Source organism: Thermoanaerobacterium thermosulfurigenes (assembly GCF_051201035.1).
GTDB classification, from domain to species: Bacteria; Bacillota; Thermoanaerobacteria; order Thermoanaerobacterales; family Thermoanaerobacteraceae; genus Thermoanaerobacterium; species Thermoanaerobacterium thermosulfurigenes.
In genome coordinates, this window is record NZ_JBPODR010000016.1 from 39,030 (window position 1) to 54,626 (window position 15,597).

Annotated in this window: 11 protein-coding genes; 10 read left to right on the forward strand and 1 reads right to left on the reverse strand. The window is 39.7% G+C overall.

The features are described from left to right. Positions 1-47: 47 nt before the first annotated feature. The 10 genes from HNR52_RS07775 (at position 48) to HNR52_RS07820 (ending at position 14,791) form a co-directional block, all read left to right on the forward strand. On the forward strand, positions 48-5,300 hold the full coding sequence (locus HNR52_RS07775) for an IPT/TIG domain-containing protein (RefSeq protein ID WP_435620213.1): 5,253 nt from the start codon (positions 48-50) through the stop codon (positions 5,298-5,300). A 13-nt stretch (positions 5,301-5,313) separates the two neighbouring features. Then, positions 5,314-7,809 carry an S-layer homology domain-containing protein gene (locus HNR52_RS07780; protein WP_435620214.1) on the forward strand — a complete coding sequence of 832 codons (2,496 nt, stop codon included), beginning with the start codon at positions 5,314-5,316 and terminating at the stop codon, positions 7,807-7,809. A 15-nt stretch (positions 7,810-7,824) separates the two neighbouring features. Next, positions 7,825-9,285 carry an S-layer homology domain-containing protein gene (locus HNR52_RS07785; protein WP_435620215.1) on the forward strand — a complete coding sequence of 487 codons (1,461 nt, stop codon included), beginning with the start codon at positions 7,825-7,827 and terminating at the stop codon, positions 9,283-9,285. A 57-nt stretch (positions 9,286-9,342) separates the two neighbouring features. Further along, positions 9,343-10,410: a stage II sporulation protein D gene (gene spoIID, locus HNR52_RS07790; protein WP_435620216.1), complete on the forward strand. Its 1,068-nt coding sequence runs from the start codon at positions 9,343-9,345 to the stop codon at positions 10,408-10,410. A gap of 79 nt (positions 10,411-10,489) precedes the next feature. Next, positions 10,490-11,305 (forward strand): M23 family metallopeptidase, encoded by an 816-nt coding sequence (locus tag HNR52_RS07795; protein ID WP_013788909.1) that lies wholly within the window; start codon positions 10,490-10,492, stop codon positions 11,303-11,305. Between the two features lie 134 nt (positions 11,306-11,439). Beyond that, positions 11,440-11,691 (forward strand): sporulation transcriptional regulator SpoIIID, encoded by a 252-nt coding sequence (spoIIID, locus tag HNR52_RS07800; RefSeq protein ID WP_013788908.1) that lies wholly within the window; start codon positions 11,440-11,442, stop codon positions 11,689-11,691. Between the two features lie 129 nt (positions 11,692-11,820). Beyond that, positions 11,821-12,849, forward strand: coding sequence for a rod shape-determining protein (locus tag HNR52_RS07805; protein ID WP_013788907.1), 1,029 nt, complete (start codon positions 11,821-11,823; stop codon positions 12,847-12,849). A 12-nt stretch (positions 12,850-12,861) separates the two neighbouring features. Then, entirely contained in the window at positions 12,862-13,608 is a 747-nt protein-coding gene (gene flgF, locus HNR52_RS07810; RefSeq protein ID WP_435620217.1) for a flagellar basal-body rod protein FlgF, read from the forward strand. Between the two features lie 15 nt (positions 13,609-13,623). Continuing rightward, positions 13,624-14,424: a flagellar basal-body rod protein FlgG gene (gene flgG, locus HNR52_RS07815; protein WP_013788905.1), complete on the forward strand. Its 801-nt coding sequence runs from the start codon at positions 13,624-13,626 to the stop codon at positions 14,422-14,424. A gap of 25 nt (positions 14,425-14,449) precedes the next feature. Further along, on the forward strand, positions 14,450-14,791 hold the full coding sequence (locus HNR52_RS07820; protein WP_013788904.1) for a rod-binding protein: 342 nt from the start codon (positions 14,450-14,452) through the stop codon (positions 14,789-14,791). A gap of 52 nt (positions 14,792-14,843) precedes the next feature. Here HNR52_RS07820 and HNR52_RS07825 read toward each other — a convergent pair whose 3' ends face one another. Beyond that, on the reverse strand, positions 14,844-15,341 hold the full coding sequence (locus HNR52_RS07825) for an ABC transporter ATP-binding protein (RefSeq protein ID WP_041592135.1): 498 nt from the start codon (positions 15,339-15,341) through the stop codon (positions 14,844-14,846). Positions 15,342-15,597 lie beyond the last annotated feature (256 nt).

Sequence of the window (15,597 nt, forward strand, 5' to 3'; positions counted from 1 at the left end):
CATAGAACTATTTAAATAAAGTATTTGATGAAATGAGGGTATGTGGGATGAAGAGATTTGTGTCGCTATTGTTGATATTTGTCATTTTGTTTTCGTTTTTCCCGGGGAATATGTCGAAAGCTTATGCTTCAAATCCACCTAATATAACTTCTGTCGAGTCATTGCGCTATGATGGCACTATGGCGTCACCTGCCAAAGGACCTTATGATACATCCACAGCTATAGAGATAGATGGCAGTGCTTTTATGACATTTGACAGTTCAGGAAACATGACATCTCAAATTGATGCGGTTTACATCGATTCTATTTCGGACAACACGAAGCTTACCATACTTAGTGTAAATGAAAGCAAGATATACGCAAAGGTTCCTACAATGAGTGCTGCAGGCCTTTTATTGAATAAGCCTTACATGATTATCGCCCATAGAAGCGATGGGCAAAGTGCAGCTATACCTAACGGATTCACATACATCGACAATCCTAATATACAAAGTGCAGCATTGGATAATTATAAGACTGTGACGAGAGATTCCAGTGGCAATGTGACAGGTATATCGCAGCCACAGTCGTACATAAGAATGGAAGGCAGCAATTTAAGCGATATAGCTGTAGGGAATATAAACGGTGAGACGTCAAATGTGGTGTCCCAAAGCGGCTCTGTCTTGATTTCAGATATACCTTCCAGCATAAGGATCGATCCTTATACAACATACAATATCAACGTGACAAATATATACGGTGGTCAATCAAATACATACAGTACGAATTTATCTGCAGTCAATCAGGATATAACAAGCTTATCAAAGTATACAGCCATTGTAGGCGATACTATAACGATATATGGTCATGGGTTTTCTACGCTTGGCAGTGGCATGAGAGTTTACGTTGGGGAAAACCTTGTAAATAGCGGCAATGTTGCGGTGGTAAGCGATACCGAGATGAGCGTAGTAGTGCCTGCTCCAAAGGATACGACGTTGCCATATCAAAACATCGATATCATTGCATCAAATGGTGCAACAGTCACATTGGTAAATGCACTTCAAATAATTCCTACACCATCAATCATAACGATTGACAGCATAACGCCTAATGCAGGCACAGTGTCTGGCGGCACGAAGGTCATCATAGTCGGCCAAAATTTGAGGCAAGATCTTATAGTGAAATTTGGTGGTGTTCAAGGGCAAAACGTTCAAATGGTAAGTTTGCCTGGCCTTACAAACAACATGGATGCCATACAGGTTACAACACCTCCTTATTCAAAATCAGGGCCTGTGAATGTAGACATAATAGACCCTATTACAGGGTACACTGTAACAGAGCAAAACGGATACTTTTACCTTGCTGTTCAAGACAGCCTTGTGGCTATAGACATGAATCCATACAGTGGATATGAAAATGGCAGTACAGATGTGACTATCTGGGGCTACAACTTCCAAAGAAGCGACGATCCGTCCACATATACCGCAAATCCAGATAATACGGAGATAACATATACTAACAGCAGCTACACTTACACAGATCCTGTGACAGGGCAGAACGTAGTTGGTACGAGAGTAAGGAAGCTTTATGTGACATTTGGTGGTAATAAAGCTGTAATAGAAAGTGTTTATGCACCATCTGTAGGACAGGAGATTTTGCAGGTATTGTCTCCAAGTATTACTTTAAACCCGCCAGGACAGCCCATGTCTGTGGATGTAGTAGTGACAGTTGAAACCACGATTATGGATTCTAATGGAAATGTCGTTATGCAGTACTCCGAGCAAAGCTCGCCGGCTAATAAGTTTACGTACAATCCGCTTCCTTCAAATCCTCAAATATTAAGCATATCTCCTAATAGCGGTAGTAGAGCAGGCGGTGATACTGTCACAATACAAGGATTTGATATAAGACCAGGCGTCAGCGTGTATTTTGGAGGTGTCTTGGCTACTGTAAAAGACTTGACTATTGATTCCAGCAATAGGTCAATAGTGACTGTCATAACGCCCAAAAGCAGTGCCCTTGGTTATGTTGATGTGAAAGTTGTCAATAAAGATGCGGATCAAAACCGTGGATTTACAACGATGGCAAATGGGTATTACTACTATACTGCACCTACTATCACAAATGTGTTTACAAATTTTGGCTCTAAGTACGGAGGAAATTTAATAACAATAACAGGGACAGATTTCTATGTTGGACAAACTGTGCAAAATGGTGTATATGTCCCTGTGTACCCTATGGTAACTATAGGAAATATAAATTTACAAGTAATAAGCGTTGTGGACAATAGTGGCAACATCATAGATGGCAAGAAGTTAAACATAGGCACACAGATAAAAGCGATAGTGCCTGTTACGACAAGTCCTTATCCGGTAGGATGGCAGGATGTGACGGTTACCAACTACGATGGGGTAAATGGCTCGGCAGGCGGCACAGTCACACTTAAAAACGGGTTTGAAATAAAAGATACACAGAAGACTCCCACGATTACTTCTGTCAATCCTAATAAAGGCCCCACAAAGGGTGGTACACAGATTACTATTACAGGCAGCAATTTTGAGACAGGAAGTATTGTCACCATAGATGGCGTACAAGCTAATGTGACAAGTGTCACATCGGGGAATACTGTAATAAATGCTGTGACACCTGCAGGTACATTGGGGCAAAAGATAGTGCAGGTTATCAATCCATCAGATGGCGGTACGGCATCATTGCAGGATGGATTTGAATACTTGCTTATTGAGACAAACCCAAAAATAACCAGCGTGTCTCCCAATTACGGTGGAAAAGGTACTCTTGTGTACATCTTTGGCAGTGATTTTTCGAGAAAAATAGGCGACAGCGAAGGTGCAACAGTTTATATAGGCAATACGGTTATGGACGATGTGTACGTAATAGATCAGAATACTATAACCGCAGTTGTGCCAGATATGCAGTACACAGGACTGTATGACATAACAGTAGTAAACCCTGATACGGCTACAGCAAAATCCCCACAGAAGTTCCACTACCTTGTTCCTGAATCAAATCCCGTCATAACGTCGATAACGCCAGATCAAGGCACTGTAAACGGCGGTACGGCAATAACAATAACAGGAAGCGATTTTAGGCGTGGAGCACAAGTCTATATCGGTGGACAACTTGCCACGAACATTACTGTAAGTTCTGACGGCACCACCATACAGGCTATGACGCCGCCAGGAAATCCGGGAATGACTTACGTCACAGTTATAAACTACGATGGTGGCAACTACACCTATGGACTTCACAGTGGTGAAGCAGGGTTTACTTACGTCGTCCCAAACAGCTTGCCTGTCATAACGAAGATAGATCCAAATACAGGTTCTACGTATGGCGGTGACACCATCACCATAACAGGGCAAGATTTTAGAATAGCAAAAGACCAAAATGGCAATATCCTAAAAGACAGCGATGGCAATCCTATAGGACCTGATGTGTACTTTGGCAATGTGAAAGCCACAAAGGTAATATACGTAGACTATGGAACGTTGAAGGTTGTGACGCCTCCCAATGTGCCGGGGCCTGTAAGGGTATCTGTCGTAAACTACGACACAGGCATAGGATATCTTGACAATGGCTTTACGTACGTTCAATCTAAACCTACAATAAGCGGTATTGTACCACCAAAAGTCAACGTAAATGGTACGACGCACGTCATTGTCGTAGGCTCTAATTTTGCTGTACCTATATATGACGGTAACACTCTTGTAAGACCCGGCTCTAAAGTCTACATTGATGATGTAGAAGTGACAAATGTCACTGTAGTAAGCGGCAGTGAGATAAAATTTGTAGCACCAGCGATGAGCGATATAGGTATAAAGACATTAAAGATTGTAAATCCGGATGGTGGTATGGTTACAGCAAACATCGAGTATGTTTCACCTGTTTCAAATCCTGCCATAACTAAAGTAGATCCTTCTAAAGGAAGCATTGCAGGTGGTACAACTGTTACAATAACTGGCAGCGACTTTAGAAGCAATGTGTCGGTGTACTTTGAAGGTAATAAAGCCACGGTTGTATCAAGCAGTAGTACAGAAATAGTTGTCAAGACCCCGGCAGGCGATCCGAGTCTACTCAATGTGCCGATAGATGTCACGGTGTACAACGTAGATGACGGAGCAAGTACAACAATGCAAGGTGCATTTACTTATGTGAAGACAGGTGCAAACCCTGTTATAACATCTATAACTCCTAATACAGGATCTACAAGAGGAGGAGATACCGTAACGATTGTGGGTGACAATTTCAAAACGGGACTTCTCGTCTACTTTGGAGATGCATTGGCTCAGTCAGTGGTTGTCAATAATTACACCACTGTAACTGTAGTCACGCCACAGCATACCGCTGGAAAAGTAGATGTAAGGATATTGAACCCGGATTACGCAGATGCTGTGCTATCAGGCGGATTTATGTATGTTCAGACAGCGCCAGACAATCCATCTGGATTTTATGCCCAGACGATTTACGGAAATGATCACGCGATACATTTGTACTGGAATGCCGTAAATGGTGCAAATCTCTATGAGATATACGGCAAAAGAAGCATTGATACAAATTATTCCTTTATCGCATCAACAGATAAGTTGGAGTATTACGTTGATGGGCTAAGCCCAAATACTCTTTACAATTTTGAGTTAAGGCCTATTAATGATAAAGGCAATAGCGGCTTTGCTTATGCATCTGCATACACCGATTCTTCAACTAACTCAAAGTACGATACTGGTGTGCCGGATGTAATAGGCAGTACAACTACGAATATATCAGGTAATGTAGTCTATATAACGCTTGGAAATGATGCTGCAAGTTCCAGTGCATACACAGTAGATTTGACTGGATACAAATACAAAGATACAAACACATGGGTTTTAAATATCCCAAAAAGCTTTAGCGGCAAAAGTGGAAGCATTGTTGTAAGGACTCCAAATTTCAGCATAAATTTTTCACCTCAGGCTTTAAACTTGACATCTAATATAGATAGGATCACAGTCAAATTGCTGGATGGTAAAGTGATAGATGATTTAAACAAAAGCCTTGGAAAATCCAGTACAATTGTATCTGATGTGTATCAGATAAATTACGATGAGATAAATGGAAGCATTGTGACACACATGGCTAACTTTAAACAAGCTGTAAATGTAGCGATGAATTATTACAGCAACAGAGCAAAAAATAGTTCATTGTCACTAAAAAATTTTGATGGTATCACGACTTACTACCAATATGTAGATCCTGTTTTGCATTACGTCTCAGGGTATGTTTTATACACTGGAAGGTATGCTGTAGTTGATTCTAATTTATGATGAGGTATGTGCTATGAAGAGGCTAATTAAAACAATCACTGTGGTTTCAATTTTATCCATTTTGCTGTTTGCTTCCGTTTACGGTTCAACGGTTTATTCCGGTGTAAACAATGCATCAGCAATATTTGCGAACATGACTTACAATGATATAGGCAATAGCTTTGCAAAAAGCGATATAATGAGGATGACAGCCTTGGCAGTCATAAGAGGCAATGGAGATGGACTTTATTATCCTGCAAGTTATTTAAAAAGAGAAGAAGCACTTGCCATGATACTAAGGCTAATAGGGAAAGAGAAAGACGTGCAAGTGGCTCAAAACAGTGCATCTGGTGGAGCACCAGGTGCTGCTGGTACTGCTTCCAGCGGTACAGTGGATAGCTGGGCACAAGGTGTAATAACCGTTGCTAAAAATACAGGGCTTCTGTCAAAGCAGGAGCAGTCATTGGATTTTACGAAAAACGCCACAAGGCAGGAGATAGCCAACTGGATTGCTAAAGGTATAAATCTGACGCCTGTTTATGGGAAAGATGCACAGTACGTCTATTCGTACAAAGATAGCAGCCTATTCGATGCAGATAAATTGCCGTACATAGAAGCGACGATTGAATCGAAAATAATGTCGGGATACACAAATGGCTATTTTGGGTCAAACGACTACATCACAAGGGAACAGATGGCAGCCGTATTAAGCAGAGCTTTTAATATTTCATATACAATGATGGGATACACAAAAGATATGGGCTATGTTGAAGACATACAAAAAGACAGCGTAAACGGCGGCACAAGGTACACATACGAAATTAAAAATGATAGTGGACAAGATATTGCATTGGTTTCCGAAAATTCGCAAAGTGCAAATTACGACTTTGCAGTTTTGAAAAACGGTGTTGCAGGGTTATCTTCATTAATCACAAATGGCGACAGAATCACATATTACACAAATGGCAGCAATGTGGTATTTGCTGAAACAGAAAGTACATCTTCATATGTTTTAAGCGGTACAATCGATGCTGTTTGGCAAGGAAGTTTTAGGCTCATAGATGACAGTGGAAATAGCTATATAATATACTATAATAACAATACACAACTTACTATGAATTCTGTTAATGCATCTATAAGCGACTTAAAGTACGGGGAGACAGCTAAAGTCACTGTTTCTGGCAGTACAGCCACAAGAATAGATATCGTGTACACTGATTTAAGTGGAAATGGTCAGGTCAATCTTGGAGATAGGCAGTACAGCGGAAAGATAACCGACATAGAGACGAATAGCGGTCAAGTTTCAATAACATTGGACAATGGAAATACATATACGGCAAATGTTGATATGCCTGTTGAAGGTGGAAGTGGGTCACTAAGCGTAGGAGATTTGAAAGTCGGAGAGTATATAAAGCTTTATTTCAGCAGCATAAGCTCCAATACGCCTGATGAAGTGTTTTTGGAGGGCGACTACAACAAGGCTGTTGCAGTCATAAGAGGGACCATAACAGGAGTTTCTGGCTTTAATCCTAAAATACAGCTTAAGAATGTCCAAATTTATAGACAAGGCCAATGGAATACATCATCTAATTATTCCATGTACAGTCTTGATGGTGCATCAGTCTACCTTAATGGTCTAAAAATACCTGTAAGCGATATTAGCAAGTACAAAGGATATGATGCATATATAATGGTGGAAAACCATTATGGCACAGATACTGCAACACTTGTATCTATACAAAATGGATTTAATATGAGCTACGTTGGCAACATATCGTACGATGGAAATACTTTGACGGTGACTCTTAGCGACAATCGTCAGGTAAGCGTCAATGACGGCACTATCATATTGGATGATGGGCTTTTGGTGCCAAAAGACCAGTTGTCTAAGGTAAGTCAGGCTTACATTTCATTTGCAAGAGGTGGCGGGGCAAACTTCATATCAATATTGGATGCAAATGGTCCATCTGGATACTACTACGCCAAAGGAAATATTATAACCGTGACGTCAGATTCCATAACGCTTGGCAACTACTACTATTACAGTGGCAATGATTACGGTGATGAATCTTTAAGCAACAACGAATGGGTTGCCAATGGCGACGAAATTTTTTACGTCGGCGATGAAACATATATTGTAGATAATACTGGCAACAGCCCTTCAAACATACCGTACAGTCAATTTTTAAATCAGAAGTACAGCGGCTCTAATTATTATTCTGCGTACGTCGTTTCCAGCAATAATAATGCAATAGCTGTAAACTTAAGGCCTTTAGTTAGTACAGACAGGGTGACTAAAGCGGTATTAAGCAGCGTTAATGGCAATGTCTTGACTTTGGACAATGTGATGGATTGGAATGGGCTTAACAACAATTGGGAGCTTAATACATCTTTAGACTCTATAGATGTTACTAAGGCAGTCATAGTGAAGAACAACAAAGTAATATCTGTCAATGATTTAAATAGCGGAGATAGTCTCTACATAGTGAGAGATGGCGCTTCAGGGATAATAGTCACTGTACAGCAGTAAATGGGGAGATGCAGCATGAAGAAGATTATGATTATATTGATACTATTGTTTATGGTTATTCCAGTTTACGCCTTTGCCAACGACGCAGGGTATGAAGGTGGTATTGCCAATGAATATGAATACAAAGAAGTAGTGTTTATAACAGGCAGTCCTGTCGTATTTGATGGAAAACTTACCGTATCACAGTCTACAAGATCTGGAACCACCACGTCAACGTACAGGTATCAATTGTCATCAGGTGATGGTGGTAAGCTTACAAGGACTTTGACATTTACTACTGTGGACACGCCAAAGGATCAGTACAATCAAGTTCAGTCAAATACCACTTTAAGCCGGTTTTCAGAGACCATAACAGAAGGCGGCAAAGTTTACAGGCTGTCATCTTATGATTTCAATGGCTCTGACATTAAATCGATAAACCCAGGTGTAGATTATTTTGCAGGCAATTTTGCAGGCAGAAAGGTGTACACCCTAAACAATAACGGCGGAACCATTGTTGTAGACATAACTGACAAAACGGTAGGGTATAGCCACGCTTACGGCAGTGTAAAGACACAGCAGATTAACTACACGATAGAAGGCAATACCGTATCTAACAATACGAATATATCGTGGAGCGGCACTGCCAATGTGAATGTATCATTTACTGTAAGCTCTGACCTTCAGTACGTGACAAATGATCCTAACTACATAAGCTTTAGGGGCGGTTATCTTTTAAGTCAAGCTGGACAAGACGTCATGACGTACACATACGATTTGCCAGAGTTCGATGGAAGTGGTAATGTAATAGGAAGAAATACAGGATCAAGCAGCGCAAGTTTAGACGAAGTGCCGCAAGAAAAAAGGCTTGTGGTGCCGGATGTACGGGATATAAACGGCACATGGGGATATGACGATATATTGAAGCTAATGAGCATGGAGATTTTCCCGAATGATTCAAAATATTTTGGCCCCAAACTTCCTATAACGAGGACTGATTTTACAGTTGCAGTTGCCAAAGCCATAAATTTGGCACCTTATACTGTCCCGAAGATGACGGGCTACTCAAAGTCTAAAACTGCAGAAGTATCCCCGTTTGTAGATGTATCTACTTCTGACAGCAATTACGGCTACATAAAAGCAGCAAGTCAAGCTGGGCTTATATCAGGAACTGCGCCAAATCAGTTTAGCCCTGATAAGCCACTTACCAGAGCGGAGGCGGCAGTCATCTTCATAAGAGCACTAGGTCTTTCTAACCTTGCTCCATCGGGCAATTTCAATACAGGCTTTAAAGATGATGTTAGCATTCCATCGTGGGCTAAAAGGGACATTTACGTTGCAAATGAGATTGGATTATTAGAAGGTGATAGCTACGGCAACATAGATGCCAATGACACATTGACAAGGGAGGAAGCGGCAGCCATGATATCCCGCATGATAGACTTCATGATGAAGGATCTGACGGTTGATTATGTACAGAAGGTTATAAATTATTGATTCATAAATTTTTACCCCGACGCATATACTTTACTATCCTGTATTAAGGAGGATATAATGAAGCATATTGCGTACGGGGTTATTTTAATTGTCTTTGCGACTATTTTACTGCCAACTGTAATCGTCATAGGATTGGCGCCTGCAAGAAGTGTTGTATCCCATGGAAGCACTGTCAGGCTTATAAATAGTGGAGGACTTAAAGACATAAAGACCAATGTAGAAGAAGCACCTGCTGATTACAATACGATTAATGTGTTTGTGGTGGATGAAGACAAAAATGTAAAGATGAATCTGGAAGATTACCTTGTAGGTGTTGTGGCAGCAGAGATGCCAGCGGATTTTGAATTAGAAGCTTTAAAGGCTCAAGCAGTTGCTGCAAGGACGTATGCACTTTCGAAGGAATTATCTTTAGGTGGTAAAGGTTGCGATCTTCATCCAGGTAGCGATATATGCACAGATTCAAAGCACTGTCAGGCATGGATATCAGACGATGTAATGAAATCTCGATGGGGTGATAAGTACAATTTGTACCATGACAAGATAGTGAAAGCGGTAAATGACACGAAAGGTCTTGTGATAGTTTACAATGATGCACTTATAGATCCTGTATATCATGCCATAAGCGGTGGTGAGACGGAAGACGCCATTAACGTGTGGAAGGAGAACTTTCCTTATTTAAAAAGCGTGCCATCTCCAGGGGAAGAAGTGGCCCAGAAATTTAAGACGACTGTGACAGTATCATCAGAAGAATTTGTAAACCGCATAAAAAGCAAAACGCCTAAAGCTAATATAAGCACAAAAAATGTATTAGGATACATAAAAAACGTAAAAAGGACTGAAGCAGGACACGTTTTATCGCTGAACATAGGCGGCGTAGACTTTACAGGAACAGATATACAAGATCTATTCCAGCTAAATTCCACCAACTTTAGCTTTAGCATGAAAGGAAGCAACGTGGTGATAAATGTGATTGGATATGGACATGGTGTAGGAATGAGTCAATATGGTGCAAATGCAATGGCGAAGGATGGCAAAAACTTTGAAGATATATTGAAGCACTACTATACAGGTGTAGAAATAATGAAGATAGATAACCTTTTAAAATTAAAAAATGGAAAAGCTTAAGCTTACATAGATATCGTGAAACCTCCTTTGGTATAAATTAAATTATATTGGTTAAAATACCAAAAGGAGGTGAATTTTTGTGAAGATAAATAGAGACGATTTAGCAAGGTTTTTTGACAGAAAAGGATTCTACTTAATTTTGTTTTTGTGCATAGTTGTCGTAGCTGTTACTGCTGTCTATGTTACAGACAATAACTTAAAGAAGATGGCAGAGCTTAGTACAACGCAAAATACTGTGAAGACAGACTCCAGCACAAAGAATACTGTTTCGGAGTACCCTACTACTAAGAATAATAGCACGACAAAAGAAGAAAACAAAGTGAAAGTTGAAAACACAAATTCCACCAATGTATCATCGTCCTCGAAAACTAATGTATCAAATACAGCATCGAAGACAGTGGAGAACAAGCCGCAATCAAATAACGCTGTAAATACCATGTCAAACATCACTACAGCAAGTGCGGATACGAAGAGTCAAAGCAATGCTACGTTATCGCTGATAAAACCAGTCAATGGAGATGTGATAATGGAATTTGCTGTGACGAAGCTTACATATTCAAAGACTCTCGATGAATGGACAACCCACAAAGGAGTTGATTTAAAAGCGGATTTAGGCACTGATGTGGTGGCAGCAATGAACGGTATTGTGACAAAAGTGTACAACGATAGTAGGCTTGGAAACACTGTAGAGATAAAAAATGGTTCGTATATAACTCGCTATAGCAATCTTGAGGATGACGTCAGTGTGAAAGTGGGACAGGCAGTACAACAAGGAAGTGTCATAGGAAAAGTTGGAAATACTGCTAAGTTTGAAATTGCGGAAGATCCACATGTCCACTTCGAGTTACTAAAAGATGGAAATTATATAGACCCCATGCAATACTTCAGCAAATAAACAGTGTGTTTATTATCAGGATAACAGGGGAAAACCCTGTTATTTTTTTGCGTTGAAGCTTGTCATTTTATTCTATTGATACAATCCCCGCATATAAATATATTGAAAGGTCTATACTTAAGGGGGTTTTTGTATTGAAAGATTATATCGAAGAGAGGACATTGGAGATAGGGAAATATATAATAAAGAACAAATCGACTGTAAGAGAAGCTGCAAAAGTTTTTGGTGTTAGCAAAAGCACAGTTCATAAAGATGTAACAGAAAGACTTGAGAATATAAACCCTAAGCTCTACCAAGAAGTCAAAGAAGTATTGGAGAAAAATAAGGCTGAAAGACATATAAGAGGTGGCAATGCCACTAAAATAAAGTACAAGTCAGGAAAATAAAAATTTAATATTAAAAAGAGGAATTATGAAATATTTGTCGAATTTATTTATTAAATATTTATTTTTAAGTGTCGATAAAGAATATGGATGCCAATACAATGTCGAAAAACAGAAGAAAGGTGTGTTTAGATGTTTGCTTTATCAAAAGATATTGGAATTGACCTCGGCACGGCATCTGTACTTGTCTATATGAAGGATGAGGGGATCGTCTTAAACGAGCCATCTGTTGTGGCCATCGATAGAAATACAGGCAAAGTACTTGCAATAGGCGATGAGGCAAAAAGAATGGTAGGCAGGACGCCGGGGGATATTATAGCTGTCAGGCCAATGAGTGCTGGAGTGATTTCAGATTATGATATAACCGAAAAAATGCTAAGATATTTTATTCAAAAGGCCTGCGGCGGGGGAATTATAATGAGGCCCAGAATAATGATCTGCATACCCAGTGAGGTGACACAGGTTCAAAAGAGGGCTGTCATAGATGCTGCAGTACATGCAGGTGCCAGAAGAGCTTTTTTGATTGAGGAACCTATAGCTGCAGCTATAGGGGCAGGTCTTGACATAGAGAAGCCGTGTGGCAATATGGTAGTAGATATTGGGGGAGGCACCACTGATGTTGCTGTCATTTCTTTAGGTAACGCAGTGGTGTCTAAAAGTATCAAAGTTGCAGGAAATAATTTTGACAGCGCTATAATAAAGTACATAAGGAAAAAGTACAATATCATCATAGGTGATAGGACTGCTGAGGAAATAAAGATAAATATAGGTTCTGCTCTTAAAAAAGACAAGGAAGAGTATATGACTGTAAAGGGAAGAAGCCTTATATCTGGGCTTCCGAAAAGTTTCGATATAAGCTCAGATGAGGTTGCGGAAGCACTGGAAGAGCCGTTAGCTGATATCGTCGATCTGGTCCACAGCGTATTAGAAAAAACTCCGCCAGAATTAGCAGCAGACATATGCGATAGAGGTATAGTGCTTACTGGTGGGGGTTCGCTGCTGCATGGACTTGACAAATTGCTGGAGGAAAAGATGGATGTGCCAGTCGTACTGGCGAATGATCCAATATCATGTGTGGCTTTAGGTACGGGAAAGGCATTAGAGTCTTTGCCATTTATGGAAGACCACGAAACTGTCATTGATGCGTTTAAAATCAAGTGAGAAGGTGTTTGTATGCTAAGAGGTTTGTACACAGCATCATCAGGAATGATAGCACAGCAGAAGATAGTAGATGTGCTTTCAAATAACATCGCCAATGTAAATACCGCAGGCTACAAAAAGGACACTGTGACGACGATGGCTTTTCCTGATTATATGGTTACAAGAAGCGGCGGTGACAATATGCCCTACAATGGCAATATTGGGACTATGGATTACGGTGTTTTAGTTGAGACGTTTAACACCAATTTCTCTGAAGGTGACATTGAAAAGACCGATGGGAAGCTGGATTTTGCTATAGACGGTTCAGGATTTTTTACTGTAAGCACGCCAAGTGGCGTAAGGTACACGAGAGATGGTTCGTTTACTTTAAACAACAATGGGTATCTTGTGACAAAAGATGGTTACTACGTTTTAGGCCAAAATGGCCCTATACAGCTTAATAACGGAGATATATCCGTTGATGAGTCTGGAAACATAAGCGTAAATGGGCAAGTTGTTGATAAGTTAAACATAGTGGATTTTGCAAATTACAATACACTCAGAAAAGAAGGCAACAATCTGTTTTTCACAACTGGTGGACAAGCTATACCTGCGACTTCAAAAGTAAAGCAGGGTTATTTAGAGGGTTCAAACGTAAATCCAGTAGATGAGATGGTGACTATGATAAGCGCAATGAGGACTTATGAGGCAAACCAAAAGTCAGTGTCTGCATTCGATGAAACACTTGATAAAAGTGTAAACGAAGTTGGAAAAGTATAAAAAGAGGTGGTATAAGTGATAAGAGCATTGTGGTCTGCTGCATCAGGCATGAATGCCCAGCAGCTTAATGTTGATGTGATTTCAAATAATCTTGCAAATGTAAATACGACTGCATTTAAGAGGGATAGGGCGGAATTTCAGGATCTTATATATCAGACGCTTCAGACTGAAGACGTAAATGGAGGACAGGGGAAACCTGTAAACATGCAGGTGGGAGTTGGTGTAAGGCCATCTGCCATTGTCAAAGACTTTAGCGAAGGAAGCCTGCAAGAGACAGATAATCCTTTAGATGTGGCGTTAGACGGAGAAGGATTTTTCGCAGTGTTAGGCCCTGATGGAAATACGTACTACACGAGAGATGGAAGCTTTAAGTTAAGCGTAGATCAAAACACTGCTACACTTACTACTGCTGATGGCTATCCTGTTTTAGACGACGGAGGAAATCCTATAACATTTGATAGTACCCAAAAGGATATATCCATATCACCTCTGGGAGTCATATCTGTGAAAAACTCTGATGGGACACAGCAGGATGTAGCGACTTTAGGTATCTACAATTTTCAAAATCCAGATGGACTTTTGGACAAAGGCGACAACCTTTATGAAGCAACAGCAGCATCTGGAGATCCTGGCACAAGAGATGATTTTCAGGGTAGAATGGGGAACGTCCGTCAAGGCTTTTTAGAAACTTCAAATGTGCAAGTGGTAAATGAGATGGTAAACATGATAGCAGCTCAAAGGGCTTATGAACTAAATTCAAAGGCTATTCAAGCAGCAGATGACATGCTTAGCATTGCCAACAATTTAAGGAGATAATATTTACAATTGGAGGAAGTTTTAAATGAACATAGATCCTGTAAGCAGTATAAATGAAGTAAATCAGGTGAATCAGCTTAATGTCAACACTAATACCGGCGATTTTCAAAAGGCGATACAAGATGCTTTAAACAATAAGGACAAGCAAAAGTTGAAAGAAGCGTGTATCGACTTGGAAGCCGTATTTGTAAATCAAATGCTTACTGAGATGAGAAATACTATACCAAAGGATCCGCTAACTGGTGATGACTTTGCTACAGATGTATTTACTACAATGATGTATGACAATTATTCACAGGAAATAGCGAAAAACTCAGGGCTTGGATTGGCAGATGAAATGTACAACCAATTGTCAAAGAAGATATGACAAAGAAGATGCAGCATTGAACTGCATCTTCTTAATTAATAAGTCCTAATCGCTATACCGCAAATTTAATTTGTGAAACTTGAAGATCATAATATTTACCATGCTTTGCCATTAGTTCTTCATGTGTTCCTTCTTCAACAATATTCCCATCTTCTACTACAAAGATTCTATCGGCATTTCTTATTGTTGAAAGTCTGTGAGCTATTACAAATGAAGTTCTTCCTTTAAGTAACTCTTCCAATGCCATTTGAACTAGTATCTCTGTATGTGTATCTATACTAGACGTAGCTTCATCCAGTATTATTATTGCAGGATTTTTAAGCAATGTGCGAGCGAAAGATATAAGCTGCCTTTGACCTACAGACAACCTTGAACCTCTTTCATTAACTTGTGTATAATAACCATCTTTCAATTGAGTTATAAATTCATCAGCATGTACTGCTTTAGCTGCTGCTATAACTTCTTCATATGTGGCGTCAGGCTTTCCATATTTAATATTGTCGTATATTGTGCCAGCAAAAATAAATGTGTCTTGTAAAACTATACCCATTCAGAGATTTCGCATTTAAAAATTTATAGAGTGATAAACACGTTGATTTATATAATTTAACTAAGAGCAGCTAGAAATATGTGATTTTCCGTTTTTTACTGGAAATTGAAAGAAAAAAATTTGCAAAATAAAAGCATCCTTTCTATAATATGTTTTGCGAAAACCTAAATAGAAAGGATGCTGATAAAATGAACAAAAGTTATTTAAAACAAATGCTTATTTACTTCTCTAAGATATACCATCTTGGAGAAAAAAT

Coding starts and splice junctions, on each gene's coding strand:
- HNR52_RS07775 (WP_435620213.1), top strand. CDS start 48: ATGAAGAGATTTGTGTCGCTATTGTTGATATTTGTCATTTTGTTTTCG.
- HNR52_RS07780 (WP_435620214.1), top strand. CDS start 5,314: ATGAAGAGGCTAATTAAAACAATCACTGTGGTTTCAATTTTATCCATT.
- HNR52_RS07785 (WP_435620215.1), top strand. CDS start 7,825: ATGAAGAAGATTATGATTATATTGATACTATTGTTTATGGTTATTCCA.
- spoIID (WP_435620216.1), top strand. CDS start 9,343: ATGAAGCATATTGCGTACGGGGTTATTTTAATTGTCTTTGCGACTATT.
- HNR52_RS07805 (WP_013788907.1), top strand. CDS start 11,821: ATGTTTGCTTTATCAAAAGATATTGGAATTGACCTCGGCACGGCATCT.
- flgF (WP_435620217.1), top strand. CDS start 12,862: ATGCTAAGAGGTTTGTACACAGCATCATCAGGAATGATAGCACAGCAG.
- HNR52_RS07820 (WP_013788904.1), top strand. CDS start 14,450: ATGAACATAGATCCTGTAAGCAGTATAAATGAAGTAAATCAGGTGAAT.
- HNR52_RS07825 (WP_041592135.1), bottom strand. CDS start 15,341: ATGGGTATAGTTTTACAAGACACATTTATTTTTGCTGGCACAATATAC.